This is a genomic window from Streptomyces sp. NPDC107498 (assembly GCF_055582805.1).
Genome location: NZ_JBVJPE010000005.1, coordinates 170,418 through 196,145 on the forward strand (window position 1 = coordinate 170,418; position 25,728 = coordinate 196,145).

The 25,728-nt window shown below is 70.6% G+C and carries 30 protein-coding genes; 15 read left to right on the forward strand and 15 right to left on the reverse strand.

Going from position 1 to position 25,728, the window contains the following annotated elements:
• Positions 1 to 5: 5 nt before the first annotated feature.
• The 8 genes from rpsS to ACZ66Z_RS11245 all read right to left on the reverse strand — a co-directional run bounded on the left by rpsS (position 6) and on the right by ACZ66Z_RS11245 (position 5,173).
• Positions 6 to 287, reverse strand: coding sequence for a 30S ribosomal protein S19 (rpsS, locus tag ACZ66Z_RS11210; protein ID WP_015035577.1), 282 nt, complete (start codon positions 285 to 287; stop codon positions 6 to 8).
• 12 nt (positions 288 to 299) lie between these two features.
• Positions 300 to 1,136, reverse strand: coding sequence for a 50S ribosomal protein L2 (rplB, locus tag ACZ66Z_RS11215; protein ID WP_030208986.1), 837 nt, complete (start codon positions 1,134 to 1,136; stop codon positions 300 to 302).
• Between the two features lie 40 nt (positions 1,137 to 1,176).
• On the reverse strand, positions 1,177 to 1,500 hold the full coding sequence (gene rplW, locus ACZ66Z_RS11220) for a 50S ribosomal protein L23 (RefSeq protein ID WP_024755407.1): 324 nt from the start codon (positions 1,498 to 1,500) through the stop codon (positions 1,177 to 1,179).
• Positions 1,500 to 2,150 (reverse strand): 50S ribosomal protein L4, encoded by a 651-nt coding sequence (gene rplD, locus ACZ66Z_RS11225; protein ID WP_469933699.1) that lies wholly within the window; start codon positions 2,148 to 2,150, stop codon positions 1,500 to 1,502. The genes rplW and rplD overlap by 1 nt, the downstream gene beginning before the upstream one ends.
• Before the next feature lie 7 nt (positions 2,151 to 2,157).
• Positions 2,158 to 2,802 carry a 50S ribosomal protein L3 gene (rplC, locus tag ACZ66Z_RS11230; protein WP_030687820.1) on the reverse strand — a complete coding sequence of 215 codons (645 nt, stop codon included), beginning with the start codon at positions 2,800 to 2,802 and terminating at the stop codon, positions 2,158 to 2,160.
• Between the two features lie 13 nt (positions 2,803 to 2,815).
• Positions 2,816 to 3,124: a 30S ribosomal protein S10 gene (gene rpsJ, locus ACZ66Z_RS11235; RefSeq protein WP_003948644.1), complete on the reverse strand. Its 309-nt coding sequence runs from the start codon at positions 3,122 to 3,124 to the stop codon at positions 2,816 to 2,818.
• A 448-nt stretch (positions 3,125 to 3,572) separates the two neighbouring features.
• Positions 3,573 to 4,814 (reverse strand): RNA polymerase sigma factor, encoded by a 1,242-nt coding sequence (locus ACZ66Z_RS11240; protein ID WP_469933700.1) that lies wholly within the window; start codon positions 4,812 to 4,814, stop codon positions 3,573 to 3,575.
• On the reverse strand, positions 4,811 to 5,173 hold the full coding sequence (locus ACZ66Z_RS11245) for a YciI family protein (RefSeq protein WP_469933701.1): 363 nt from the start codon (positions 5,171 to 5,173) through the stop codon (positions 4,811 to 4,813). Before ACZ66Z_RS11245 ends, ACZ66Z_RS11240 begins: the two co-directional genes overlap by 4 nt.
• Positions 5,174 to 5,371: 198 nt before the next feature.
• Between ACZ66Z_RS11245 and ACZ66Z_RS11250 the strand changes: the two genes are divergently transcribed.
• On the forward strand, positions 5,372 to 7,345 hold the full coding sequence (locus ACZ66Z_RS11250; protein WP_469933702.1) for a PIG-L family deacetylase: 1,974 nt from the start codon (positions 5,372 to 5,374) through the stop codon (positions 7,343 to 7,345).
• 126 nt (positions 7,346 to 7,471) lie between these two features.
• Here the strand turns inward: ACZ66Z_RS11250 and tuf are convergent, their stop codons facing one another.
• The 5 genes from tuf to ACZ66Z_RS11275 form a co-directional block, all read right to left on the reverse strand.
• Positions 7,472 to 8,665 carry an elongation factor Tu gene (gene tuf / locus ACZ66Z_RS11255; RefSeq protein WP_030687826.1) on the reverse strand — a complete coding sequence of 398 codons (1,194 nt, stop codon included), beginning with the start codon at positions 8,663 to 8,665 and terminating at the stop codon, positions 7,472 to 7,474.
• Between the two features lie 152 nt (positions 8,666 to 8,817).
• Positions 8,818 to 10,944: an elongation factor G gene (fusA, locus tag ACZ66Z_RS11260; protein WP_469933703.1), complete on the reverse strand. Its 2,127-nt coding sequence runs from the start codon at positions 10,942 to 10,944 to the stop codon at positions 8,818 to 8,820.
• A 39-nt stretch (positions 10,945 to 10,983) separates the two neighbouring features.
• Positions 10,984 to 11,454 carry a 30S ribosomal protein S7 gene (gene rpsG, locus ACZ66Z_RS11265; RefSeq protein ID WP_015035567.1) on the reverse strand — a complete coding sequence of 157 codons (471 nt, stop codon included), beginning with the start codon at positions 11,452 to 11,454 and terminating at the stop codon, positions 10,984 to 10,986.
• 2 nt (positions 11,455 to 11,456) lie between these two features.
• Positions 11,457 to 11,828 carry a 30S ribosomal protein S12 gene (gene rpsL / locus ACZ66Z_RS11270; protein ID WP_003948652.1) on the reverse strand — a complete coding sequence of 124 codons (372 nt, stop codon included), beginning with the start codon at positions 11,826 to 11,828 and terminating at the stop codon, positions 11,457 to 11,459.
• 445 nt (positions 11,829 to 12,273) lie between these two features.
• A complete protein-coding gene (locus tag ACZ66Z_RS11275; RefSeq protein ID WP_093874540.1) occupies positions 12,274 to 12,723 on the reverse strand; it encodes a helix-turn-helix domain-containing protein in 450 nt (149 codons plus the stop codon).
• A gap of 252 nt (positions 12,724 to 12,975) precedes the next feature.
• On the opposite strand from ACZ66Z_RS11275, the gene ACZ66Z_RS11280 reads away from it, so the two are divergent.
• Genes ACZ66Z_RS11280 through ACZ66Z_RS11290 form a run of 3 tightly spaced genes read left to right on the forward strand, consistent with a single transcriptional unit; the run spans position 12,976 to position 14,172 of the window.
• Positions 12,976 to 13,251: a WhiB family transcriptional regulator gene (locus ACZ66Z_RS11280; protein WP_469933704.1), complete on the forward strand. Its 276-nt coding sequence runs from the start codon at positions 12,976 to 12,978 to the stop codon at positions 13,249 to 13,251.
• A complete protein-coding gene (locus ACZ66Z_RS11285) occupies positions 13,244 to 13,975 on the forward strand; it encodes a hypothetical protein (RefSeq protein ID WP_469933705.1) in 732 nt (243 codons plus the stop codon). Before ACZ66Z_RS11280 ends, ACZ66Z_RS11285 begins: the two co-directional genes overlap by 8 nt.
• Complete coding sequence (locus ACZ66Z_RS11290; RefSeq protein ID WP_030687838.1) at positions 13,969 to 14,172, forward strand: MerR family transcriptional regulator; 204 nt, start codon at positions 13,969 to 13,971, stop codon at positions 14,170 to 14,172. Before ACZ66Z_RS11285 ends, ACZ66Z_RS11290 begins: the two co-directional genes overlap by 7 nt.
• Before the next feature lie 77 nt (positions 14,173 to 14,249).
• On the opposite strand, the gene ACZ66Z_RS11295 is transcribed toward ACZ66Z_RS11290, so the two are convergent.
• Positions 14,250 to 15,074: an ATP-grasp domain-containing protein gene (locus ACZ66Z_RS11295; RefSeq protein WP_469933706.1), complete on the reverse strand. Its 825-nt coding sequence runs from the start codon at positions 15,072 to 15,074 to the stop codon at positions 14,250 to 14,252.
• Between the two features lie 310 nt (positions 15,075 to 15,384).
• Here ACZ66Z_RS11295 and ACZ66Z_RS11300 point away from each other — a divergent pair, with 310 nt between their 5' ends.
• From ACZ66Z_RS11300 to ACZ66Z_RS11315, 4 genes are all read left to right on the forward strand, one after another.
• Positions 15,385 to 15,792: a hypothetical protein gene (locus tag ACZ66Z_RS11300; RefSeq protein WP_469933707.1), complete on the forward strand. Its 408-nt coding sequence runs from the start codon at positions 15,385 to 15,387 to the stop codon at positions 15,790 to 15,792.
• 109 nt (positions 15,793 to 15,901) lie between these two features.
• A complete protein-coding gene (locus tag ACZ66Z_RS11305; protein ID WP_469933708.1) occupies positions 15,902 to 16,513 on the forward strand; it encodes a phage tail tube protein in 612 nt (203 codons plus the stop codon).
• Positions 16,514 to 16,601: 88 nt separating this feature from the next.
• Positions 16,602 to 16,892 carry a hypothetical protein gene (locus ACZ66Z_RS11310; protein ID WP_469933709.1) on the forward strand — a complete coding sequence of 97 codons (291 nt, stop codon included), beginning with the start codon at positions 16,602 to 16,604 and terminating at the stop codon, positions 16,890 to 16,892.
• A 113-nt stretch (positions 16,893 to 17,005) separates the two neighbouring features.
• A complete protein-coding gene (locus ACZ66Z_RS11315) occupies positions 17,006 to 17,305 on the forward strand; it encodes a hypothetical protein (RefSeq protein ID WP_469933710.1) in 300 nt (99 codons plus the stop codon).
• Between the two features lie 31 nt (positions 17,306 to 17,336).
• Here ACZ66Z_RS11315 and ACZ66Z_RS11320 read toward each other — a convergent pair whose 3' ends face one another.
• A complete protein-coding gene (locus ACZ66Z_RS11320; protein ID WP_469933711.1) occupies positions 17,337 to 18,179 on the reverse strand; it encodes a hypothetical protein in 843 nt (280 codons plus the stop codon).
• 303 nt (positions 18,180 to 18,482) lie between these two features.
• On the opposite strand from ACZ66Z_RS11320, the gene ACZ66Z_RS11325 reads away from it, so the two are divergent.
• The 7 genes from ACZ66Z_RS11325 (at position 18,483) to ACZ66Z_RS11355 (ending at position 25,707) form a co-directional block, all read left to right on the forward strand.
• Positions 18,483 to 18,692 carry a hypothetical protein gene (locus ACZ66Z_RS11325; protein ID WP_469933712.1) on the forward strand — a complete coding sequence of 70 codons (210 nt, stop codon included), beginning with the start codon at positions 18,483 to 18,485 and terminating at the stop codon, positions 18,690 to 18,692.
• A 100-nt stretch (positions 18,693 to 18,792) separates the two neighbouring features.
• The gene (locus tag ACZ66Z_RS11330) at positions 18,793 to 19,746 is read left to right on the forward strand and encodes a hypothetical protein (protein WP_469933713.1); all 954 of its coding nucleotides are present in this window, start codon (positions 18,793 to 18,795) and stop codon (positions 19,744 to 19,746) included.
• 29 nt (positions 19,747 to 19,775) lie between these two features.
• Entirely contained in the window at positions 19,776 to 20,981 is a 1,206-nt protein-coding gene (locus ACZ66Z_RS11335; protein WP_469933714.1) for a phage tail protein, read from the forward strand.
• Positions 20,978 to 22,225, forward strand: a complete 1,248-nt coding sequence (locus tag ACZ66Z_RS11340; protein ID WP_469933715.1) for a tape-measure protein — start codon at positions 20,978 to 20,980, stop codon at positions 22,223 to 22,225. The genes ACZ66Z_RS11335 and ACZ66Z_RS11340 overlap by 4 nt, the downstream gene beginning before the upstream one ends.
• Positions 22,226 to 22,281: 56 nt before the next feature.
• Entirely contained in the window at positions 22,282 to 23,205 is a 924-nt protein-coding gene (locus ACZ66Z_RS11345) for a phage distal tail protein (protein ID WP_469933716.1), read from the forward strand.
• A gap of 52 nt (positions 23,206 to 23,257) precedes the next feature.
• Entirely contained in the window at positions 23,258 to 24,451 is a 1,194-nt protein-coding gene (locus ACZ66Z_RS11350) for a hypothetical protein (RefSeq protein WP_469933717.1), read from the forward strand.
• 35 nt (positions 24,452 to 24,486) lie between these two features.
• The gene (locus tag ACZ66Z_RS11355; RefSeq protein WP_469933718.1) at positions 24,487 to 25,707 is read left to right on the forward strand and encodes a hypothetical protein; all 1,221 of its coding nucleotides are present in this window, start codon (positions 24,487 to 24,489) and stop codon (positions 25,705 to 25,707) included.
• The last annotated feature ends 21 nt before the right edge of the window (positions 25,708 to 25,728 follow it).

The window sequence follows — 25,728 nt, forward strand, 5'->3', positions numbered from 1 at the left end:
CGCTGTTAGCGGCGCTTCGACTTCCGGTCGTCCTTCACGTGACCCCGGAAGGTGCGCGTCGGCGAGAACTCGCCGAGCTTGTGGCCGACCATCGACTCGGTGACAAACACCGGAATGTGGGTCTTGCCGTTGTGCACCGCGATCGTGTGGCCGAGCATGGCCGGGATGATCATCGAGCGACGGGACCAGGTCTTGATGACGTTCTTGGTACCGGCTTCGTTCTGGGCGTCCACCTTCTTGACGAGGTGGCCGTCGACGAAGGGTCCCTTCTTGAGACTGCGCGGCATCTAAACCCGCTCCTAGCGCTTCTTGTTCGTCTTGCGGCGGCGGACGATGTACTTGTTCGAAGCCTTCTTCGGCGAACGAGTACGACCCTCCTTCTGACCCCACGGGGAGACCGGGTGGCGACCACCGGAGGTCTTGCCCTCACCACCACCGTGCGGGTGGTCGACCGGGTTCATCGCCACACCGCGGACGGTCGGGCGAACGCCCAGCCAGCGCTTGCGGCCGGCCTTGCCCCAGTTGATGTTCGACTGCTCGGCGTTGCCGACCTCGCCGATGGTGGCGCGGCAGCGGGCGTCGACGAGACGGATCTCACCGGACGGCATGCGGAGGTGGGCCATCGTGCCCTCCTTCGCCAGCAGCTGCACGGAGGCACCGGCCGAGCGGGCGAACTTGGCGCCGCCACCGGGACGGAGCTCGATCGCGTGGATCGTGGTACCGACCGGGATGTTGCGGAGCGCCAGGTTGTTGCCGGGCTTGATGTCCGCGCCCGGGCCGTTCTCGACGCGGTCGCCCTGGGTCAGACCCTTGGGGGCGATGATGTAACGCTTCTCGCCGTCCACGTAGTGGAGGAGCGCGATGCGCGCGGTGCGGTTGGGGTCGTACTCGATGTGAGCGACCTTGGCCGGCACGCCGTCCTTGTCGTGACGACGGAAGTCGATCACGCGGTAGGCGCGCTTGTGGCCACCGCCCTGGTGACGGACGGTCACACGACCGGTGTTGTTACGGCCGCCCTTGCTGTGCAGGGGGCGGACCAGCGACTTCTCCGGCGTGGACCGCGTGATCTCGACGAAGTCGGCTACGGAGGAGCCACGGCGGCCCGGCGTAGTCGGCTTGTACTTGCGGATTCCCATTTCTCAGTCCTCGTCCGATTCCGGACGATCCAGACCGCCGTTAGGCGGTCGGACCGCCGAAGATGTCGATACGGTTGCCCTCGGCAAGGGTCACGATGGCGCGCTTGGTGTCCTTGCGCTTGCCGAAACCGGCCTTGGTGCGCTTGCGCTTACCCTGGCGGTTGATCGTGTTGACCCCGGTGACCTTGACCGAGAAGACCGCCTCGACGGCCTGCTTGATCTGGGTCTTGTTGGAGCCAGGCGCGACGATGAACGTGTACTTGTTCTCGTCCAGCAGGGCGTAGCTCTTCTCCGAGACGACCGGCTTGACGAGAATGTCGCGCGGGTCCGAGAAGGTCTTGCTGGTGACGACGGCCTCAGTCATCAGGCGTCGCTCCCTTCGGTCTCAGCGGTCTGGGGGCCAGACACGAAGGACTCGAGGGCGGCCTGGGTGAAGACCACGTCGTCGGAGACGATCACGTCGTACGTGTTGAGCTGGCCCGGCTCCAGGATGTGCACCTGGGGCAGGTTGCGGGCGGACAGCCACGCGGCCTCGTCGGAGCGCTCGACGACCAGGAGCAGGTTCTTGCGCTCCGAGATCTTGCCGAACAGCGTCTTGGCGGCCTTGGTGGAGATCGCACCCTCGACCACGCCGGTGACGACGTGGATGCGGGAGTGGTTCGCCCGGTCCGACAGGGCACCGCGGAGGGCGGCGGCCTTCATCTTCTTCGGGGTCCGCTGCGAGTAGTCACGCGGCACGGGACCGTGCACGACGCCACCACCGGCGAACTGCGGGGCGCGGGTCGAACCCTGACGGGCGCGGCCGGTGCCCTTCTGGCGGTAAGGCTTCTTGCCACCACCGCGGACTTCGCCACGGGTCTTGGTCTTGTGCGTGCCCTGACGGGCCGCGGCCAGCTGCGCGACGACGACCTGGTGGATCAGCGGGACGCTGACCTTGGCGCCGAAGATCTCCTCGGGGAGCTCGACGGTCCCGGCCTTGTCGCCAGACGGCGAAAGGATGTCAATGGTGCTCATCGGTTCCTCAAACCCCCTTGGCCGCGGTGCGGACCAGGACGAGGCCACCGTTGGGGCCGGGGACGGCGCCCTTGATGAGCAGCAGACCCTTCTCGGCGTCAACGGCGTGGACGGTCAGGTTCTGGGTGGTCACACGCTCGTTGCCCATGCGACCGGCCATGCGCATGCCCTTGAAGACACGGCCCGGGGTGGCGCAGCCACCGATCGAACCGGGCTTGCGGTGCACGCGGTGGGCACCGTGCGAGGCCTTGCCACCACGGAAGTTGTGGCGCTTCATCGCACCGGCGAAGCCCTTGCCCTTGCTCTTGCCGGTGACGTCGACCTTCACGCCGGCCTCGAAGACCTCGGCGGTGATCTCCTGGCCGAGCGTGTACTCGGAGGCGTCAGCGGTGCGGAGCTCCACCAGGTGGCGGCGCGGGGTGACGTCGGCCTTGGCGAAGTGGCCCTTGAGGGGCTTGTTCACCTTGCGCGGGTCGATCTCGCCGAAGGCGATCTGGACCGACTCGTAGCCGTCGACGTCGTTCGTACGGACCTGGGTCACGACATTCGGGCCGGCCTTGACGACGGTCACCGGGACGACCCGGTTGTTCTCGTCCCAGACCTGCGTCATGCCGAGCTTCTCGCCCAGGATGCCCTTGATGTTCTTAGCCATCTCGCGCGTCACCTCAGAGCTTGATCTCGATGTCGACGCCCGCCGGCAGGTCGAGGCGCATCAGCGAGTCAACCGTCTTCGGCGTGGGGTCGAGGATGTCGATGAGGCGCTTGTGCGTGCGCATCTCGAAGTGCTCGCGCGAGTCCTTGTACTTGTGCGGCGACTTGATGACGCAGTACACGTTCTTCTCAGTGGGCAGCGGCACCGGGCCCGCGACCGACGCACCAGTACGGGTCACCGTCTCGACGATCTTCTTCGCCGAGGAGTCGATGACCTCGTGGTCGTAGGCCTTGAGCCGGATGCGGATCTTCTGTCCCGCCATGGCTACTAGTAGTCCTTTGTCTCGTAACGCTCTGGAACCCGATGCGCTGCGCTTCTTGAGGAAGCGCCGGTTTCCTCCGACCCACGCGGTCGGGCGTGTCGCGCTCCCTCTACGCAGAAGTCCCTGAGGACTTCCCAACCAAGGGGGCGCGGTCGCCATGACCGCAGGCCGGGGGCGAATCACCCACCGGGCGCCTGGCCGGCACCCCGCTGACGCTTCCCAGAAGATTCCCGTACGTCCGCCCCTGAAAAGGGGCGACGAGTACTGTGGGACTCGCTTCCGGTCCTCCCGACGGGAGGCGCGCAGCATCGGCACTCAACCGAGCAACCCCGACAGTCTGCCATACGGGGCCATCCGGCCGCCAATCGGGATCGAAGACTGTACCCCACGTCACGTACGACCATGCGCCGGGCGCGCGCTCCTGACGCGCACGCCCCCGTCCCCGCCGTCATCCCAGGCGCCGGGCCCGCTCCGTCAGATGCCGCCGCTCGGGTGCGCTCGTGGTGTGCCGGGCCGCCTCGCGGTAGGCGGCGGCCGCGTCCTCCTTCTCGCCGAGGAGTTCGAGGAGATGCGCGCGGGTCGCCAGGAGGCGGTGGTTCCGGGCGAGCATCCGGTCCGCCGCGAGGCCGTCGAGGAGCTCCAGACCGGCCTTCGGGCCGTGGACCATGGCGACGGCGACCGCGCGGTTGAGGGTGACCATCGGATTCGGCCCGGTGCGCTCCAGGAGCTCGTACAGGGCGAGGATCTGCGGCCAGTCCGTGGCCCCGGCGGACGGGGCCTCGTCGTGCACGGCCGCGATCGCCGCCTGGAGCTGGTACGGGCCGACCCGGCCCTTCGGCAGGGTGCGGCCGAGCAGCGCCGCGCCCTCGGCGATCAGCCCGCCGTCCCAGCTCCCCCGGTCCTGCTCCGCGAGCGGTACGAGTTCCCCGCGCGGGCCCGTGCGGGCCGGGCGGCGGGCGTCGGTGAGCAGCATCAGCGCGAGCAGGCCCGCCGTCTCGGTGTCGTCGGGGACGAGCCGGTGCAGCATCCGGGCCAGCCGGATCGCCTCCGTGGACAGCTCGGGCGCGGTGAGCGCGTCGCCGCCGCTGGCCGTGTAGCCCTCGTTGAAGACGAGGTAGAGCACGTGCCGCACCTCGGCGAGGCGCGCGGTGCGCTCCTCCCCCTCGGGCAGCGCGAGCGACCAGCCGCCGGCCCTGATCGTCTGCTTGGCCCGGCTGATCCGCTGCGCCATGGTCGACTCGGGCACGAGGAAGGCGGCGGCGATCTGGGCGGTGGTGAGGCCGCCGACGGCCCGCAGGGTGAGCGCGATCCGGCTGGGCGGCGACAGGTCCGGGTGGCAGCAGAGGAAGAGCAGGGACAGGGAGTCGTCCCGGTCGGCGTCCGGCGCGTCGTCGGCGGCGCGGGCGAGGAGCTCGGAGTCCGGGGTCGCGAGGGCGACGGCGTCCTCCCGGCGGCGACGGGCGGCCTCGGCGCGCACCAGGTCGACGAACCTGCGGGTGGCGACGGTCAGCAGCCAGCCGCGCGGGTGCTCGGGCACCCCCTCCTCGGGCCACTGCCGCGCGGCCGCGATCAGGGCCTCCTGGACGGCGTCCTCGCAGAGGTCGAAGCCGCCGTGGCGGCGGACGAGGGCGCCGAGGACCTGCGGCGCGCACGTGCGCAGCAGGTCCTCGATCTCGTGCGCGCCGGTCACACGTCCGCCGCGGACTCGTGCAGGACCGGCCACAGCTCGACGGGGTCGACGTCCGCGAAGGGCATGTCGGCGGCGATCTCCTGGGCCCGCTCCAGGCTGTCGCAGTCCAGCAGGTAGAAGCTGGCGAGGTACTCCTTGGTCTCCAGGTACGGGCCGTCGGTGACGGCGGGGGCCCCGCCCTCGCGCCGGACGAGCTGGGCGGCGGCCGCGTCGGCGAGGCCGTACGCGCCGATCAGCTCGCCGGTCTCCCGGTACCTGCGGTTGAAGGCCTCCTGCCGGGCGATCGCCTCGGGCCAGGCCTCGGCCGGGAAGGAGTCCCACTTGGCCTGGTTGCCGTAGATCATCGCGACGTACTTCATCTCGGGTGTCCTCCCCGTCCCGCCCGCCCCGGTGGCGCGCTGTCACCCTTCGGTCGTTGCCAGGATCGCGTCCTCGACATCCGTCCGCACCCTCTCCAAGATTTTTTTCGAAGATCCTCCCGAGGGGGCCGCCGGGGCACAACCCCGCCGCTCGCACATCCGTCTTCCCCTGGACTGACGAGCGAAGGGGGCCCCGCCTTGCACACTCCACCCCGTCGGCGGACGGTTCTCGCCGCCGCCCTCGCGGTCACCGCGACCGCCGCCGGGTGTTCCGTACCGGAGCCGCGCCGGACCGCGCCGACGGCCGATCCCGCGCCGGGCAGGCCGATCGCCTCCACCCGGACCCGGCGGGCGCTGCTCATGCAGTTCTCCGCGCACCCGGACGACGACCTGTACTTCATGAACCCGGACACGCAGCGGCTGCTCGACGCGGGCGTCCCGCTCGTCTCCGTGTACGTGACGGCCGGCGAGCACACCGGCCGGAACCGGATCGCGGGGATGCCGGAGACCCCCCCGGACCGGGCCGCCTACTCCTCCGCCCGCCACCAGGGCCTGCGCCAGTCGTACGCGGTGGCGCTCGGCCTCCCGGCGTTCACGCCGTGGCGCCGCGAGGTGCTGACGCTCCCCGGCGGAAGACGGGTCGAGGTCGACGCCCTGGCGCACGGCTCCCGCCGGGTCGAGCTGGTCTTCCTCAACCTGCCGATGCACACCAACCGCCGCTTCATGGCCGTGCCCGCGCTCTGGCGGGACCGGGCCCTGGAGCTGCGCACCCATCTGTCGGCCGGCTCCCCCGTCACCCGCGCCGACACCTACGACTACGACCAGCTGGTCGACGCCCTCGTCGGCCTGCTCCGCCGCCACCGGCCCACGGTCGTGCACACGCTCGACCCGGACCCCGACATCCAGCACAGCGACGGGGCGACCCGGAGCCGCGACTCCGAGCAGCCGGGGTACGCCGACCACGGGGACCACACGGCGGTCGCCTCCTTCACCTGGGCCGCGCTGTGCCGCTGGGTCACGGACGCGGTCCGGGACGGCGAGCCGATACCGGCGTTCACCACCACCGCCTTCCGCGGCTACTACAACCGCCACTGGCCCAAGAACCTCCCGCCCGCCGTCCTGGCGGAGAAGGCCGCCCGGCTCGTCCCGTACGGCGGCGACCCGTCCTGGCCGTGCGGGAACCCCTCCGGCTGCGGCGACTACGGCGTCGGCGGCGACCGACCGCTGACCAACCGCAAGGGCTGGGTGCGCTCCACGCACCACCGCTGGCCGGGCGCGGGCCCGGCCCTCGCCGAGGAACCGGACGGCCGGCTCGCGGCGTACGGGGTGCTGGGGCTGCGCGCGGTCCGCTGGCGGGAGTCCGCACCCGGCGTCTGGGGCGGGCCGGTGGACCTGGGCGGCGGCCCGCTCGCGCCCGCGCTCGGTTCGGCGGTGCTCGGCGACGGCCGGGTGCTGCTCCTCGGGGTGCGGTTCGCCGCGCTCGACGGGCACGGCGGGGCCGACCGGCGCGAGGTGGTGCTCCTGGAGCAGCGCTCCCCCGGCGGCGGCTTCCTGGCCTGGCGGGGCCTGGGGAGTCCGGAGCGCTCGGACGACCGGGGTCGCAGGATCGGCGCCCCGGTGGCGCTCGCGGCCCCCGACGGCCGGGTCCACCTCTTCGTACGGAACGCGGACAAGGGCGTGTCGACGCGGGTCCGGGCGGCGGACGGGTCCTGGTCCCCGTGGCGGCCGCTCCCCGGCGGCGCGGAGGTCCAGGACGGCCTGGCCGTCTCGGCGGACGCGGCCGGCCGGGTGCACGTGTACGCGGCGGGCCGGGACGCCGTGCGGCACTGGGTGGACGGGGTCCTCCAGCGGGCCGCGCTGCCGCCCTCCGGGTCCACGGTGGCGAGCGCGGACGGGGCGCTGTACCACCGGGCGCCGGCGTCCGCGCGGCTCGCCGGCCCGGACGGCGACGCCGGTCTCGACGGGTACGGGGACGTGGTCGCCGCGCGGTCGGCCGCGCTCGGGACCGTCCTGCTCGGCACGGACGAGAAGGGGCGGGTGGCCCTGAGGACCGGCGGCCGGCTCCGCACGCGGAGGGAGGCGGCCGTCTCGACCGCGCTCCGCCTGGACGCGCGCGGGGCGACCGTGGTGGGCCTCGGCGCGAACGGCCACCCGTGGAGCTGGCGGCCGTAGGACGCGTCCCGCCGATCGGGCCGGACCCCCCTGGGCCCCGGACACGCGAGAAGGCCCCGCACCTCTCGGTGCGGGGCCTTCCCTCACTGCTCAGCAGCTCGTACGAGCTACCAGGTCAGTTCAAGATCAGGCAGTGATCTTGACGACCTGGCCGGCGCCGACGGTCCGGCCACCCTCACGGATGGCGAACTTGAGGCCCTCCTCCATGGCGACGGGCTGGATCAGCTCGACGGACATGGAGGTGTTGTCGCCCGGCATGACCATCTCGGTGCCCTCGGGGAGGGTCACGACGCCGGTCACGTCCGTGGTACGGAAGTAGAACTGCGGGCGGTAGTTGTTGAAGAACGGGGTGTGACGGCCACCCTCGTCCTTCGACAGGATGTAGGCCTGGGCCTCGAACTGGGTGTGCGGCGTGACCGAACCCGGCTTGATGATGACCTGGCCGCGCTCGACGTCCTCGCGCTTGATGCCACGGAGGAGCAGACCGACGTTCTCACCGGCCTGGCCCTCGTCGAGCAGCTTGCGGAACATCTCGATGCCGGTGACCGTGGTGGTGGTCTTCTCGGTCTTGATGCCGATGATGTCGACGGTCTCGTTGACCTTGAGGACACCACGCTCGATACGACCGGTGACGACGGTGCCACGACCGGTGATCGTGAAGACGTCCTCGATCGGCATCAGGAACGGCTTGTCGACGTCACGCTCGGGCTGCGGGATGGACTCGTCGACGGCCTTCATCAGACCGAGGAGCTTGTCCGCCCACTCCTTGTCGCCCTCGAGGGCCTTGAGCGCGGAGACGCGGACGACCGGCAGGTCGTCGCCCGGGAACTCGTACTCGGAGAGGAGCTCACGGACCTCGAGCTCGACGAGCTCCAGGATCTCCTCGTCGTCCACCATGTCGGCCTTGTTCAGGGCGACGACGATGTACGGAACGCCGACCTGGCGAGCAAGGAGGACGTGCTCCTTGGTCTGCGGCATCGGGCCGTCGGTGGCGGCGACCACGAGGATGGCGCCGTCCATCTGCGCCGCACCCGTGATCATGTTCTTGATGTAGTCGGCGTGACCGGGGCAGTCGACGTGCGCGTAGTGACGCGACTCCGTCTGGTACTCGACGTGCGCGATCGAGATCGTGATACCGCGCTGGCGCTCCTCGGGAGCCTTGTCGATCTGGTCGAAGGCCGAGGCCTCGTTCAGGTCCGGGTACGCGTCATGCAGCACCTTGGTAATGGCGGCCGTGAGGGTCGTCTTACCGTGGTCGATGTGACCGATGGTGCCGATGTTGACGTGCGGCTTAGTCCGCTCGAACTTCGCCTTCGCCACTGGGGTCCTCCTGGAGTGGTTCTGAACGCCTTGCTTCATCGGCGCCAGGTGATCTTTGCTGGGATGCCAGTAAACCGGGGCCCGATCCCTCGGGTTTCGGGGGGCTGAGCCCCGGCGACTGGTGTCAAGCCTAAAGCGTGAACTCGGGAGAGTTACTCGCCCTTGGCCTTCGCGATGATCTCCTCGGCGACGTTCCGCGGAACCTCGGCGTAGGAGTCGAACTGCATCGAGTAGCTTGCGCGACCCGAGGTCTTGCTGCGGAGGTCTCCGACGTAGCCGAACATCTCCGAGAGCGGCACGAGGCCCTTCACGACGCGGGCGCCGCTGCGCTCCTCCATGGCCTGGATCTGGCCACGGCGGGAGTTGATGTCACCGATGACCTCGCCCATGTAGTCCTCGGGCGTGACGACCTCGACGGCCATCATCGGTTCGAGGATGACGGGAGAAGCCTTGCGCGCGGCCTCCTTGAAGGCCTGCGAACCGGCGATCTTGAACGCGAGCTCGGAGGAGTCGACCTCGTGGTAGGCACCGTCGAGAAGAATGACGCGGACGCCGGTCATCTCGTAGCCGGCCAGGATGCCGAACTGCATGGCCTCCTGCGCACCCGCGTCGACCGAAGGGATGTACTCCTTCGGGATGCGGCCACCGGTGACCTTGTTCACGAACTCGTAGGAGGCGTCGCCACCCTCGATGGGCTCGATCGCGATCTGCACCTTGGCGAACTGACCGGTACCACCGGTCTGCTTCTTGTGGGTGAAGTCCACGCGCTCGACGGCCTTGCGGATCGTCTCGCGGTACGCGACCTGCGGCTTGCCGACGTTCGCCTCGACCTTGAACTCGCGACGCATGCGGTCGACGAGGATGTCGAGGTGGAGCTCGCCCATGCCACCGATGATGGTCTGGCCGGTCTCCTCGTCCGAGTGGACCTGGAAGGAGGGGTCCTCCTCCGCGAGACGCTGGATGGCGACACCCAGCTTCTCCTGGTCACCCTTGGACTTGGGCTCGATGGCGACCTGGATGACCGGCGCCGGGAAGTCCATGGACTCCAGGATGACCGGGTTCTTGTCGTCGCACAGCGTCTCACCGGTGGTGGTCTGCTTGAGGCCCATGACGGCGACGATGTCGCCGGCGCCCACCGAGTCGATCTCCTCACGCTTGTTCGCGTGCATGCGGTAGATCTTGCCGATGCGCTCCTTCTTGCCCTTGACGGAGTTCAGCACCGCGGTGCCGGCCTCCAGGCGACCGGAGTAGATCCGGACGAAGGTGAGCTTGCCGAGGTGCGGGTCGCTCGCGATCTTGAACGCGAGGGCGGCCAGCGGCTCCTCGTCGGACGGCTTGCGCTTGACGACGACCTCGGCGTCCTTGACGTCGTGGCCCTCGATGGCCTCGACGTCCAGGGGGGACGGCAGGTAGCGGACGACGGCGTCGAGCAGGGGCTGAACGCCCTTGTTCTTGAACGCGGTGCCACAGAACACGGGGGTGACCGTGGTCTCGCCGCCCTTGCCGGAGGCGATGGTGATCCGACGGATCGCCGCGTAGAGCTGCTCCTCGGTGGGCTCGGTGCCCTCGAGGAAGAGCTCCATGAGCTCCTCGTCGTTCTCGGCCACGGCCTCGACGAGCTTGGCGCGGTACTCGTCGGCCAGCTCGACCTTGTCGGCCGGGATGTCGACGACGTCGTACATCTCGCCCTTGGAGGCCTCGGCGGACCAGACGAGGGCCTTCATGCGGACCAGGTCGATGACGCCCTGGAAGTCGGCCTCGGCACCGATCGGGAGCTGCATGACGATCGGGGTCGCGCCGAGGCGGTCCACGATCATGTCGACGCAGCGGAGGAAGTCGGCACCGGTCCGGTCGAGCTTGTTGACGAAGCAGATGCGCGGAACGCCGTAGCGGTCCGCCTGACGCCAGACGGTCTCGGACTGGGGCTCGACGCCGGCCACACCGTCGAACACGGTGACAGCACCGTCGAGCACGCGCAGCGAACGCTCCACCTCGACGGTGAAGTCGACGTGACCCGGCGTGTCGATGATGTTGATCGTGTGATCGACATTCTCGAGCGGCCAGTGGCAGGTCGTCGCGGCGGACGTGATCGTGATGCCGCGCTCCTGCTCCTGCTCCATCCAGTCCATCGTGGCAGCGCCGTCGTGGACTTCACCGATCTTGTAGGAAACGCCGGTGTAGAACAGGATCCGCTCGGTGGTGGTCGTCTTGCCCGCGTCGATGTGGGCCATGATGCCGATGTTGCGCACCTTGGCCAGGTCAAGCGAAGTGGTAGCCATAAGGCTTCAGTCTTCTCTCGGTCTCGATGTGGGTTGCGACTACCAGCGGTAGTGCGCGAAGGCCTTGTTGGACTCGGCCATCTTGTGCGTGTCCTCACGCTTCTTGACGGCCGCACCGAGGCCGTTCGAGGCGTCGAGGAGCTCGTTCATGAGGCGCTCGGTCATGGTCTTCTCGCGACGGGCGCGGGAGTAACCGACGAGCCAGCGGAGGGCCAGCGTGGACGCGCGGCCCGGCTTGACCTCGATCGGCACCTGGTAGGTGGCGCCACCGACACGGCGGGACTTGACCTCGAGGGCCGGCTTGACGTTCTCGAGAGCGCGCTTCAGCGTGATGACCGGGTCCTGGCCGGTCTTCTCGCGAAGACCCTCCATGGCGCCGTACACGATGCGCTCGGCGGTGGAACGCTTGCCGTCCAGCAGGATCTTGTTGATCAGCGAGGTGACAAGAGGAGAGCTGTAGACCGGGTCGATGATGACCGGGCGCTTCGGGGCGGGGCCCTTACGAGGCATTCTTACTTCTCCTTCTTGGCGCCGTAGCGGCTGCGAGCCTGCTTACGGTTCTTGACGCCCTGCGTGTCGAGGGAACCGCGGATGATCTTGTAACGAACACCCGGCAGGTCCTTCACACGGCCACCGCGCACGAGCACGATGGAGTGCTCCTGCAGGTTGTGACCCTCACCCGGGATGTAGGCCGTGACCTCGATGCCGGAGGTCAGACGCACACGCGCGACCTTGCGGAGGGCCGAGTTCGGCTTCTTCGGGGTGGTCGTGAACACACGCGTGCAGACGCCGCGACGCTGAGGGGAGCCCTCGAGTGCGGGCGTCTTGTTCTTCTCGACCTTGTCCTGCCGGCCCTTGCGGACCAGCTGCTGGATCGTAGGCACTACTTCTCCGGTTTCTGTGTGCCGTCGGTAAAACTAACCTGGAACATTCGCCGACCCACGCGGTCGGGTGTGTCGAATCTCGCGGACCTCCGCACAGGGCGGAAAAAGCGCGGATCACGGTGGCCGGTATATGACTCGCCGTGCGGTTGAGGACACGCACGGGAGCCCAGGCACACCCCAGGCACAAGGCTTGAGCGTACCTATCGCACGGACTCCGGTCAAAACAAATGCCCACGCGCACGGGCCCCGGCGGGGGGCGACTCCGGATCGTTCCTGCGCGGTGACGCCGGCCGGGCCCCGGAGACTCCGGGCCGCGGGCCGGGGCCGGGGTCCCGGACCGCCCCGGCGCACAGGCCGGAGCGCGCGCCGGAACGGTCCCGGGAAGGGGCCGACCCGAGGTCGATCCCGAGGTCGGTCCCGGGGTCGGTCCCGGGTCGGTCCCGGGTCAGTCCCGGGCGGTGCGGCGGGGCTCGGGGGCCTCGCCGGCGTCCGCCGTGTCGGTGTCGGGCTCCAGGAACTGGTTGACGACCTTGACGAAGACGCCCATGCGCTCGTCGGGGACCCCCAGCCAGCGGGCGAAGTCCTCCATCGAGGGCTGCCAGTCGCTCGGCGGCAGCAGGTCCGCCGCCATCGGGAGCTCCTCGGGGGTCACGCGGCCGGACCGGATGAGCATGTCGCGGACGGAGACGCCGAGCAGCGGGGCGATCCGGCGCATGGTCTCCAGGTCCGGCATGCTCTGCCGCTGCAGCAGCCGCGTGACGGCGGCGCGGTGGACGCCGGCCTCGTCCGCGATCCGGGACTTGCCGCCCCCGCGCGGGCTGTCGATGTCGTAGCCACGCCGTCTCATCAGGCCTTCGACCCAGCCTGCGAACTCGTCGAGCCCTTGAGTGCTCATGTGTACCGCTCCTCGCTCCCCACCCTCCGGATGCCATACCTTAGCGTGCTTGCGCGCACGGAATTACGTGCTTTCGGGCACGCAATCGTGTCGAATCGGTGAAGGGTGGGTCGGGGTGCTTTCGATTTTTGTTGCGCGCTCGCACGCAACGTGTAAGTCTGGCTCGCCGCCGCACTCGTCGGCCCCCTGAGCCCCAGGCGCCCCACCGGCCCCATGGACGGCCCCGGTGGGCCCCGGCCCGTGGAGAACCCCTTGTTCCGTCCCGATCCGTCCCCCTGGCAGGCCTCCGCCGCGTGCGCCGGCCTCTCCCCGTCCGTCGTCTTCGCCCGCCGCGCCAAGGAGGCCGCCCCCGCCCTGCGGGCCTGCGCCGCCTGCCCCGTGCGGAGCGAGTGCGAGACCGCGGTGGCCCCGGCCGAGAGCTACTTCGACGGCGTCTGCGCGGGCCGCCTCTGGCGCAACGGACGTCCGGCGGACGCCCGCCGCGTGGCGAAGGCGCTCGCCCCGGCGGGAGGCGGCCGCCGTGACTGACCGCACCGACACCGAGTCCGTCCTGCGGGACATCGCGCTCTGGACCGCCTCCCTGGTACGGCAGTTCCCCGAGCTCGCCGAGGAGCTCGCGCCCGGCCGGCGCGGCCCCTCCCCCTCCCCCACCGGCCCCTCCCCCACCGGCCGCGACGAGCTGATCCGCGAGGAGCGCCGGGAGGCCCTGCTGCTCGAACAGCGGCACGGGCTCGCCGTCCCCGGCCACGGGGCCGCCCCGATCCGGTTGCACGTCTCCGACGCCATCCGTGACATCACCGACGGGGTGGTGGAACTGGAGGAGGCGGTCCGCGCCCGGCTCGCGCTGCCCCGCCCGCCCCGCGCCGGGGTGATCGACCGCCTCCGGCGCCTCGTGGCGCTGCTCGACCCGATCGCGGCCCACCCGGACCTGGCCCGGCACGTGCGGGACGAGATCCGCAGGATGGCCCGGCGCTGCGCCCGGACGCTCGGCGACGCCGAGACGGTCGTGCGGGTCTCGGGCCGCTGCCCCTGGTGCGACTCGGTGTCGCTGCGGGCGTTCCCGGACCGGCGCGCGGTGCTGTGCGTGAACCCGGCCTGCGTCTGCGCCGACGAGGTGTGCGGCTGCCAGGACGACCCCGCCTACCGGCACCTGTGGCCGGAGGACCGGTGGGAGGAGCTGTCGGAGGCCTCGGGGACCCGTACCGAGGAGATCGAAGCCGCCATGGACGACCCGAAGGAGACCTCGTGCTGAGTTCGCCCGCCCTGCCGACGCTGGTCCCCGGCCCACTGGCCGCCGAGGAGGCGGGAGTGGCGCCCGCGACGATCCGCAAGTGGGTCCAGCTCGGGCACCTGCGGGCCGCGGGCCGGGCCGGCCGGGCGCAGCTCTTCCGCCTGGAGGACGTCTTCGCGGCGGAGCGCCTGGCCCGCCGCCGGCCCCGCACCGCCTGACCCCCTCCGCACGACTCCTACGAGAAGCGCCCCGCGTCCCTCCCGGACGCGGGGCGCTTCGTCGTGCCGCGGCGCCCTCACGCCTCCAGGAAGCGGTGGAGGGAGTCGACGAGGGCGGTGACGAAGCGGTCGCGGGTCTCCTCGGGGACGCGGTCGAGGGAGAGGTACGGGTTGAGGTCCTCCAGCTCGACGAGGAGCAGTTCGCCGCCGGGTGCGCGGCAGGCGTCGACGCGCTGGACACCGTGGTCGAGGGTGTTCCAGTCGATGAAGCGGCGCGCGAGGGCGAGGTCGTCGGCGGTGGGCTCGTACGGCTCCAGGACCCAGCGGCGCTCGGGGTCGGGGGCGTACAGGGCGTACTGGAAGAGGTCGTCGACGAAGTAGAAGGAGACCTCGTACCGGAAGTCGACGCGCGGCTGGACGAGGAGCTCGCCGTACGTGAGCGCCGCGAGGTCCTCGGACCGCAGGAACCGCAGGCCCAGGGAGTCGGCGCCGTCCTTCGGCTTGACCGCGTACGCGGCGGCCTCCGGCAGGAGGTGGAGGTCCTCGGCCCGGTCGACGGTGGGGATGACGGGGTACCCGGCGGCGGTGAGGTCGAGGAGGTACTGCTTGCCGGCCATGTCGCCGCGGCCGTGGAGGGGGTTGTAGACGCGGGTGCCGAGGGCGCGGGCCCGCTCGCGGAAGGCCTCGTACTCCTCGCGGTACCCGATGACCGGGCCGGTGTTGCGGACGACGACGGCGTCGAACCCGTCCATGAGGGCGGCGGCGTCGAGCGGGTGACAGAGCGCCAGGTCGAAGCTCTCGCGCAGCCGGCCGGTGAGGTGGACGTCCTCGTCGCCGTACCGGCGGCCGCGGGCGGGGTAGGCGAGGTCGGTCACGTGGAGCAGACGGGGGCGGGGGGACACGGGGCGGCTCCTGGACGGTCGGGGGCGCCCAACCTAGCGGGGTCCCGTGCGGCCCGGACCCCGCGGGTCCGGGGGCCGGCCCCGGGGCGGGTCCGGGGGCCGTTCCGGATCGGAGCACGGACTAGTTGCGTGCGCGCACGCTCTCTGTCACAGTTGGTGCAGCGGCGGAGCTGTGCCCGCGAGACGGGCCGCAGTCTCCGCCGTCCGCCGTCCGGGAGCGCTCCGCGCCCCCGCCCCTCCCCGCGTCGAGCGCCCCGGACGGCCACCCGCACCGCCCGCCCCGCCTCCCCTTCTCCCGAGGAGAACCGTCATGACCACTCCCCCGAGTGCGTTCCCGGACGTCGAGAAGCTGGTCGTCGACGTCCTCAAGGCCGCCCCGGCGCTGGCCGGCGTCACGGTCGCCGCCCAGGCGCCGGCCGGCTTCGACGGCACGCAGAGCGCCGTCCTGGTGAACCGCCGCGGCGGCGCCTGGATCGGCGACCTGCACGTCGACAAGCCGCTGGTCGAGTTCGAGGTGTACGGGCCGACCAAGACCGCGGCCCACGTCCTCGCCAACGCCGCCCGGCAGGCGCTGCTCGCCACCATCGGCAAGCAGGTCGGCGCCACCTTCGTCAGCGACGTCGAGGAGCAGGACGGGCCGCGCTGGATGCCCGACTACCTCTACCGGGGCGCCAACCGCTACCTCTGCGTCATCCAGCTCTCGCTGGACGTCTTCTAGACGCCCAGCGACCCACAGACCAGGCCCCGCCGTCCGGCGGGGCCTTTGTCGTACCCGGACACGGCGTCCGGGCACCGGCAGCCCTCACGAAACAAGGAGAGACACCACCATGGCAGGAAACAACTCCGCCGAGATCCGCGTCGCAGGCATCGGCAAGCTCTACGTCGCCGACGCCGGCACCTCCCTCCCCGCCACCTTCGGCACGGACTCCGCCACCGACTGGTCCGGCGCGGGCTGGAAGGACCTCGGCTTCACCTCGGGCGACGGCGTCACGTTCTCGAAGAAGGACAAGCTGGAGGCCATCGACTCGTGGCAGTCGGTCTCCCCGGTCCACTACGTCTACTCGAGCCGTGACCTGTCCCTGAAGTTCTCGCTGCTCCAGTTCAACGAGGACACGCTGCCGTTCTTCATGGGCGGCGACGCGGTGAAGGCCGAGCCGACCCCGGCGGTCGACACCTACCGCTACGAGATCGCCGAGCGTCCGTTCGCCGACGTGCGCGCCCTCGGCCTGGAGTTCACCGACGTCAAGGCCGGTGGCACGACCGCGGTGAAGTACCGCTTCATCATCCCGCGCGGTCAGGTCACCGCCACCGACGACATCAAGCTGGCCCGCAAGGCGGCGTCCCAGCTGGGCGTCACCTTCACCGCCATGTCGAAGGGCGACGGCAAGCCGCTGGCGACCTTCCTCATGAAGGACAGCCAGTACTCCGCGACCGTCTGATCCCCCTCCACCCGGGGCGGGACGGCGCACCGCCGTCCCGCCCCGCCCCTCTCCTCTTCACCCACTCGAACAAGGAGTACGCATCACCATGGCCCGCTTCGACGTCAACGCCGCCCGCGCCCAGCGCCTGGAGGCCCACGGCCGCACCTGGTCCTTCGAGCTGGACGGCGAGTCCTACACGCTTCCCACCGAGCTCTCCCGCAAGACCGCGAAGGCGCTGCGGAAGCTCGACGACAACGACGTGGACGGTCTGCTCGAACTCCTGATGGGTGAGGAGCAGTACGTCCGCTTCGAGGAGCACGACCTCACGATGCAGGACGTCGCCGCCATCCTGGAGGCCTACGGCAAGGAGACCGGGCTCGGCCTGGGGGAAGACTGAGCCTCGTCGAGTTCGTCGACGAACACGCCGAGGCCCTCGAGGCGGACCTGCTCCGCTACTACGCCACCGATCTCCTCGACTGGCACCGGGGCGACCTCTCCAGCCGACGCCTGATGGTCCTGGTCAGGAACCTGCCGGCGGACAGCGCGGTGCAGCGCGAGATCCACGGGGAGGCGGCCGAGTGGTCGCTCACCGACCATCTGCTCGCCGCCGCGGTGGACCACCTGGCCGCCGCCAACTGGATGTTCCAGTGCGTCAACACCGGTGAGGACGACGAGACCCCGGATCCGCCGAAGCCCGTCCCCCGTCCCGGCGTCAGGGACGAGGACGGCGAGGAGCGGGGCGAGGAGTCCGCGGAGGAGGGTGCCGGTCCGGCGGTCTCCCCCTCGGCCCTCGCCCGCTTCTTCGGCTGATGTCCGCCTTCGCCCCCGGATCCCGCTCCCGTCAGGAGGCGGGGTCCGGGGGCGTTTCCTGTGCTCGTTCGGCGGCCAGGTCCTCCTCCAGGGTCCTGGCCCGCTCGGAGAGCCGGCGCCCGCGCCGGTCGGGGGTCCCTCCCGTCTGGCCGGGCACGCCGCCGATCGGCGGCACGATCGGGCGGCCGCCCTTGCCCCGGACGACCTTCCGCACCGACTGGGCGTTCCTGCGGGGGCGGCTCTCCTGGGCGCTCGGCCGCGCGTCCGCGTCGGACTCGGACTCCGGGTCGGCCGCGGAGCCGTGTCCGGGGTCCGGTTCGCGTGCGGGCGCGTGCTCCGGTTCGGGTCCGTATCCGGGCGGGGGCACGGATTCGTACCCGGGCGCGGGTGCGGGCGGCGGCGCGGGCGCGGGCTCCGGCCCGTACTCCGGCTCGGGGCGCTGTTCGAACAGCTCGCGCTCCCGGCGGACGCGCTCCTCGGCCTTGACCACCGCGGCCGGGGGTTCCAGGAGCCGGGCGAAGGGCAGCGGGATGACGCGGGCCCCGTCCTGCGGGACGTTGTCCACGCGTCGCTGCGGGCGCCGTATTCCACGCGCGTCACCCTGGCCCTGCGCATAGGCGTCGGCCACGCGCCGCTCGTACTCCCTGCGGATGCGCGGGAGTTCGTCGGAGACGGCCTCGGCCCAGCCGGCGGTGAACGCGGCGGTCTCGCGGCGGTCCACCTCGGCGCGGGGCAGCACGACGAGGTCCTCCGGAGCGTGGCCGGCGACGTGGACGAGCTCGGCGAGCCGCGCGAAGAGATGGGGCAGGTCGGGGTGGGATTCGAGCCAGTCGACGACCTGCTCGCGCCGGTTACCTGCCGGCTCCGTGTCCATGCGTCAGCACTGCCTTCCAACCCCCTGGGGTCCCCACGCGCCCCTCGCGCCCCCGGCTCCCCGAATGAGTCAGGTCCGGGGAACGCGCCTTCCAGAGTACCCCGGTCGAACAGAAGCTCTGTTCGAGGACCAACCCCCACCGAGCGTTGGCAAGAAGACACGCCGTCAGACGTTTCCCGCTCGACAAATCCCGAACAGGTGCCCCAGACTCTGTTCGCACAGTAGTTCGATAACGTGGTGCCCCCGCCTCACTCCGCGGCGCCGCCACGCACGCACGGGCAAGTAACCGGAAGGCAGGCGTCCATGACTCAGCAGGCTGAGGCATCCCGACCGCACATCCCGCTCCAGGACCGCCTCCGCCAGCTCCTCGACGGACCCGTCGCCCTCGACAAGAGAGCGTTGCTCGGCACGCTGTTCGCCGAGGTCAGCCGCTACGAGACCCTCGCGTACGCGGCGGGCTGGAACGACGCCCTCGCGACGGTGCGCCACGGCTCCCGTCGGGACGACGTCTAGCCGCCCGAACCGCCCGCCCCCCGCACGAGCCCCTGCCGAAGCTCCACACCGGCAGGGGCTTTTCGGCGCTTGGCCGTCACCGGCCGGAAGCGGAGCAACCATGGCAGAAGTAACGAACGAGGAACTCTCGATCCAGGTGGCCGGCCTCAGGCACTACCTGAGGAAGGTGGACGGGGGCTGGCTGCCCACGACCGAGTGGATGAAGCAGCAGCTGGCGCCCATCAACAAGCTGGTCGAGGACCTCAAGGCACAGCAGGACAAGGCCACCGAAGAGGCCGCCAAGGCTCCATGGGAAGAGTGGATGGAGAAGGTGGGCCTCGGCACCATGGCCGAGATCATCAAGGCGGGGCTCGAGGGTGGCATCCTCGGCGCCCTCGGCGCCATCGCGACCGCCATCGCGGTCGTCGTCGTCCCCATCCTCACCGCCGCCCTGGGCGCGTGGCTGGTCCTGAAGCTGCAGACGTGGCACGCCGGGAGGAACGGCGGCTTCACCTACGGTCCGAACCAGGAAGGCACCTGGACGCGCCAGCGGCTCACGGACATCCAGGCCCAGCAGAACGGCGGCGGCAATCTGCTCGACCAGATCCCGGCCGACGCGAACTTCGACAACCTGCGCGCTCAGCTCCAGCAGCTGAACCCGGAGCTGCTGAAGTTCAACAACCGCGCCCCCGCCTTCATCCAGTCGTTCCGCAAGCTGCCGGCCGAGGGCAGGGCCACCAAGGCCGCGAACGCCATCCAGAAGATCGCCGACGCCGTCGCGGGCGTCGACCACGCGCGGATGCAACCGGTCGCCGAGGGCGTCAACAAGATCAACAACTCGATGCGGAACGCCGACCCCCGCAAGGTCGAGAAGGTCGCCAAGGCCGTCGGAAAGCTCAAGACCTCCATGCTCGGCTTCACCCCGACCAAGATCCCCGAGGGGCCCAAGCTGGAGGCGTCGGCCGCGGGAATGACCCACCTCGCCACGGCGAGCGGGACCCTGCGCACGAAGTTCAACGAGCTCAGGCAGTCGGTCCAGTCCCTCGACCAGGCCATCGGCGCCGCGACCACCTGATCCCCCCTCACCCCGAAAGGAGGTAACCCATGTCTCTCGTCAAGTCCCTCAAGAACGCGTCCGACGGCCTGCGCAACCTCAAGACCCAGGCCTCCGGCGCCGGTACCTCGGTTAAGAAGGTCGGCGACGCCGGAAAGTCCGCGTCCGGTCAGCTCAAGACCCTCAAGACCAACGCCCAGGGTTCCAACACCCAGCTCAAGAACCTCAAGACGGCCTCGGACCAGGCCGAGAAGTCCATGTCGAAGGCCGGCACGACCGCCGAGTCCGCCGGCAAGAAGATGGGCAAGTACGAGTCCGGCGCCGGCAAGGCCGCCAAGGGCCAGGACAAGCTCAACAAGTCCATGAAGGGCAACTTCCTCGCCCGCCTGATCGAACTCTTCATGCCTCTCATCGAGAAGATCGTCGAGATGGCGATGCAGTCGAAGACGATGCAGAAGGTCCTGAAGAAGGCCTTCGACGGCATCAAGACCGTGATCAGCGCGGTCATGAAGGCCGTCGGCCCGATCATGAAGAAGGCCGGCGACCTGATCAAGACGGTCTGGAACGGCATCAAGAAGGCCGTCTCCACCGTCGTCAAGGCCGTCGCCACCGTCATCAAGACCTACGTCACCATCTGGAAGACGGTCATCACGACCGTCATGAAGGCGATCAAGACGGTCGTCGGCTCCGTCTGGAACGGCATCAAGGCCGTCATCACCCCGGTCGTGAACTGGATCAAGTCCGCGATCCCGAACGCCTTCACCGCCGTCAAGGACAAGATGTCCTCCATCTGGAGCGGCCTCAAGGGCATCGCGTCCCGGGCGTTCGAGGGCATCAAGAGCGGCGTGTCCGGCCCGATCAACGCCGTCATCGGCCTGATCAACCGCATGATCAGGGCCGTCAACGGCGTCAAGGTCAGCGTCCCCGGCTGGGTGCCGGTCGTCGGCGGCAAGACCTTCGGCGTCAACATCCCCACCATCCCGATGCTCGCCACCGGCGGTGTCGTCATGCCCCGCAGCGGCGGTGTCCCGGCGATCCTCGCCGAAGCCGGCGAGGCCGAGGCCGTCCTGCCGCTGTCCAAGCTGGACCGGCTGCTCGCCCTCACCGCCCGGCGCGCCCGCATGACGGCGCAGCTGCAGTCGGGCCGGGGCGGCGGCGGTGCCGGACTGCACATCGAGCACTACCACGCGGCCCGCAACAACGACCCGCAGTCCACCGCGGACGCGCTGATGTACCTGGCGAAGGCACGCGGATGAGTGCCGTGGCCCTCCGCATGCCGGCGTTCGGGCGCGTGACGCCGGTGTTGACCTCCCTGCGGCAGGGCGCCGAGACGGCAGGTGGCACGCTCAAGCGCCTCAAGGGGGACGTCCAGGCGGCGGCCGACGGCACGGCCCGGTTCGCCGCCGACCTGCGGACCTCCGGCACCTCCGTACGCACCCTCGGGAGCACCGCGTCCGGCACGGCGACCTCCGTCGGCCGGATCCAGCGGTCGAAGGCGGCCGCCGGCCTCCAGAAGCTCGGCACGGCGGCCGGCAAGGTCCGCACCGCCGCCGGGAGGCTCGGTCCCGCGGTCGGCGGCATCCTGGCCCTCCTGGCCCCGCTGCTGCCCATCACCGACACCATCACCAAGCTGATGGACACCTACGGCACGGTCATGACCGTCGCCTCCGTCGCCATGACCGGCGTCAACCTCGCCATGCGCAGCAACCCGCTCGGCTTCGTCCTCGGCATCCTCATGCCGGTCGTCTCCTGGCTCATCGAGTACGCGGTGAACAGCGAGACCGGCCAGAAGATCATCAAGCAGGTCATGCAGCAGGCCCTGAAGGGCTTCCAGTCGGTCTGGAAGTTCCTGCAGCCGGTCGTCAAGCTCATGGGCCAGGCCGTCGGGACCTACTTCAAGGCCTACCTCACCCTGTTCACGACGGCGCTGAAGCTCATCGGTTCCGGCATCAGCGGCATCTCCAGGGTCCGCACCACCGTCACCTCCGCCTCCCAGGCCCTGCGGGGCATCGCCTCCCGCACGATCGGCTCCGTCAAGGACGCCGTCAAGCCGGTCCTGTCCTTCATCACCGACAAGATCCCCGGCTTCTTCCGGCACGCGAAGGACGCCGTCGCCAAGGCCCTGCACGGCATGGGCGACCTGGTCAAGGGCGCCCTCAGCGCCGTGCTCGGGGTCGTCAAGGGGCCGATCAACGGCCTGATCGCCTTCGCCAACTGGATCATCGACGGGCTCGACAAGCTGAGCTTCAACCTCCTCGGCAAGAAGTTCGGCGTCGACATCGACAAGATCCCGATGCTCGCCGAGGGCGGTGTCGTCTTCCCCGGCGCCGACAGCGCGCCGCGCATCGACCCGCTCGCCGTCCTGGAACACCGCCGCGTCCCGGCCCTCACCGAGGCCCCCCGGCGGCCCCACCGCATCGCGGAGTTCCACGAGGAGCCGGGCGCCGGCCCGCGGTCGACCGCCGAGGACCTGCTCTTCCTCGTCGCCGCCCACGGCTGAAGCCCCACCCGACCCCAGAAAGCCCGACAGCCCCTCAGAAGTGAGGTGACGGCCCCATGGCCGAGACCACAACCACATACGCCGGAAACGACCTCACCGCCGACCTCGCGCCCGGCTCGCTGATCACCCAGGACGGGCAGATCCAGTGGGCCGGGCTCCTCATCGGCCCCGGTACGCCGTTCAACGTCGACCGGTCCGGTCTCCAGGGCTGGGAGGACCTGCCGGAGTACGACTCCTCCGACGCCGACCGGCCCACCTCGCACGGCGCCTGGCCCGGTTCCCGGTACGCCAAGCCGCGCAAGATCAGCGGCACGATCGTGCTGATGCCGGAGTACAACGGCGCGACGGAGGCCATCCGCGCCCTGCGCCAGTCGCTCGCCCTGCTCGACGAGGAGCGCTGGCTCACCGTCCGGCTGCACGGCGAACTCCTCGCCGTGCGCGCCCGGATCGCCCAGCGGGTGGTCCCCGCGGACCAGGGCTTCGCCACCCAGGGCAGCTCGAAGATGTCGATCCAGTGGCTCGCCTCCGACCCGCGCCGCTACACCGTCAACGAGCAGAGCGCCTCCACCACTCCCCCGCAGCCGGAGACCGGCCTCACCTGGCCGCTGGTCTGGCCGCTCGACTGGGGCCAGGCCAAGTCCACCGGTGACGCCGTCGCCGAGAACACCGGCTCCGCCGCCACGCACCCGGTGATCGTCTTCCGCGGCCCCTGCTCCATGCCGACCGTCACCGAGCGGGGCAGCAAGCGCCGGCTGCGGTACGCGATCGACCTGGCCGCCGGCGACGAGCTCGTCGTCGACACCGCCAACGGCACGGTGATGCTCAACAACACCGCCTCGCGCCGCCACACGGCCATGGCCGACTCCAGCCCGGAGGAGCTGTTCCTCCTCGAACCGGGCCGCACGGAGCTGTCGTTCCGGCCCGACTCGGCCACCCCCGAAGCCCTGATGACGGTCCGCTGGCGCAGCGCCGAGTGGTGACCGCCCCCTAGGCGCCGACTCCCTTCCCGTCCCGCACAGAAGAGGTGCACCCATGACCGTACGGGCCGCCTGGCTCCAACCCACCGGCCAGACCCGCGAGGACACCCGGCTCGCCCTGGCCGCGCTCCTCACTCCCAACGGGCAGAGCGCCGCGGAGACCCCGCTGCGCTCGCGGCCCGGCATCGTGCCCGGCGGCCTGGTCCTGACCGGCGCGTCCGCGATGCAGTGCTCGATCGGCACCGGCCGGGCCGTGGTCCAGGGCGTCGACACCGCCCAGGGCGCGTACATGCTCGCGGTGACCGCCCCCGAGACGCTGACCGTCCCGGACGGCGACCCGCAGTACGGCCGGATCGACCTGATCGAACTGGCCGTCCTCGACGACGCGTACGACCGCAGCGGCGCCACCGGGGCCGTCATCCGGCTGGTCAAGGGCACCCCCGCGGCCACCCCGGTCGTGCCCTCCTCGGGCCCCGGCAGCGCCTTCCCGCTCTACACCGTCTCGGTGCCGGCCGGCACCTCGGCCGGCACCGGCGGCGTCCAGTGGACCGCCCCGGGCGTCGTCACGACCCTGCACTACCCGATGACCGCGCTCGGCGGCATCATCCCGACCAGCGGCTTCAAGGGCGCCTACGTCGGCCAGTACCGCGACGTCGCCGGCCTGCTCCAGCGCTGGGACGGCACGACCTGGGTCTCGTACGCGAAGCCCATCGGCGGCATCGCCCCGCACGGCACCATGACGACCGGCGGCTACACCGGCCAGTACCGCGACAACGCCGGCGTCCTCCAGCGCTGGGACGGCTCGGCCTGGCAGTACGCCGAGGGCAGGGCGACCGTCCTCTTCAGCGTCTCGCAGACCGCCATGCAGAGCGTGCCGGCCAACGCCTGGACGCCGATCACCCTCCAGTACGTCGACATCGACGACTTCACCGGCTGGAACGGCACCGACAGCTACGTCGTCCCGCGCACCGGCTGGTGGCGGATCTCCGCCAACATCACCTGGAACGGCGACTCCACCAACGGTGTGCGCGGCGCCCGCATCGTCAACGGCGGCGTCGGCGTGCCCCGGATGACCTGGATGACCGCGGCCTCCATGGGCGCCACGAGCGTCGGCGGCGAGGGCCTGGTGAAGCTCAACGCGGGCAACGTGCTCCAGCTCTCCGGCTACCACAACCAGGCGCCCTCGGTCCGCACCCTCGGAGGCTCCGGCTACCACACCTCCCTCACCGCCCAGTGGATCCGGTCCTGAACCGCCCTCCTCGCAACCCCGATTAGGAGAACCCCATGAACCTGCGCAGCAGCTGGGTCGCCGAGACCGGCCAGACCCGCGAGGACACCCGCCTCAACCAGGTCGGCGCGACGACGATGATCAACCCCGTCCAGGTCCGCTCCGGCATCCTGCCGGGCTCCTACGACGGCAAGTACCGGCTGTCCGGCTTCTGGATGGACAAGGCCTCCGCCATGACGGCGACGGTCTCCGAGGGCCGGGCCGTCATCCAGGGCGACATCTCCCAGGGCGTCTACCCGGTGTCCCTGCCGGCCTCCGAGCAGGTCACCTTCGCCACCGGTGACGCCCAGTACGGGCGGATCGACCTGGTCGTCCTGAAGGTCTACGACAACCTCTACGACGGCAGCACCCGCAACGAGGCGAAGATCGAGATCATCCAGGGCGTGCCGGGCCAGGCCCCCAAGGCTCCCGTGGCCCCGGCGCGCAGCCTCGCGCTGTACGAGGTGACGGTCCCGGCCGGCGCCAGCGCGGGCAACGGCGGCATCCCGTGGAGCACCTCCCTGAAGGACCTGCGCACCCCGGTCGTCGCCCTCGGCGGCATCCTCCCGGTCGAGGGCCCGGTCCTGCCGGGCGCCCACCCGGGCCAGTACCAGGACACCGCCAACAACCAGCTGCAGCGCTGGGACGGCGGCCAGTGGGTCGCCTACCCGGAGGCGATCGGCGGCATCGTGCCGACGTCCGTCAACGCCACGACCCCGGGCAGCTACACCGGCCAGTACCGGGGCACCTCGGCCGGTCCGGTCCAGCGGTGGAACGGCGCGGCGTGGGCCCCGGCCTACCCGGGTCCGTACTTCGACGACTCGCTGGACGGCGGCTACACCCTCTCGACGACCTTCGTGAACACCCTGGTCGACCGGGCCGAGAACCCGCTGGCGGTGACCTTCGTCGCCCCGGAGAGCCGGCAGGTGATCCTCTCCTTCGGTTCGAAGATGGAGCTCTCCCTCAACTCGGGCACCACGGGCGTCGCCAGCTCCGCGCTGATGTGCGTCCGCGTCACGCAGGGCACCACCGTCGTCCGGGAGCTGGACGACGAACTCTCCGCCTTCGCCTCCAAGTCGTCCAGCCCCACCGATGCCGTCTCCGTCTCGACGACTCAGCGCCTGTCCGGCCTGACGCCCGGCGCGACCTACACGGTCACCGCGTACTACCGGAGCACCAACGCCAACGTGCGGGCCTGGTTCGACAACTCCTTCATCCAGGTCACCCCCCAGTACTGAGTCCACCGCGCCGCGGCGCGA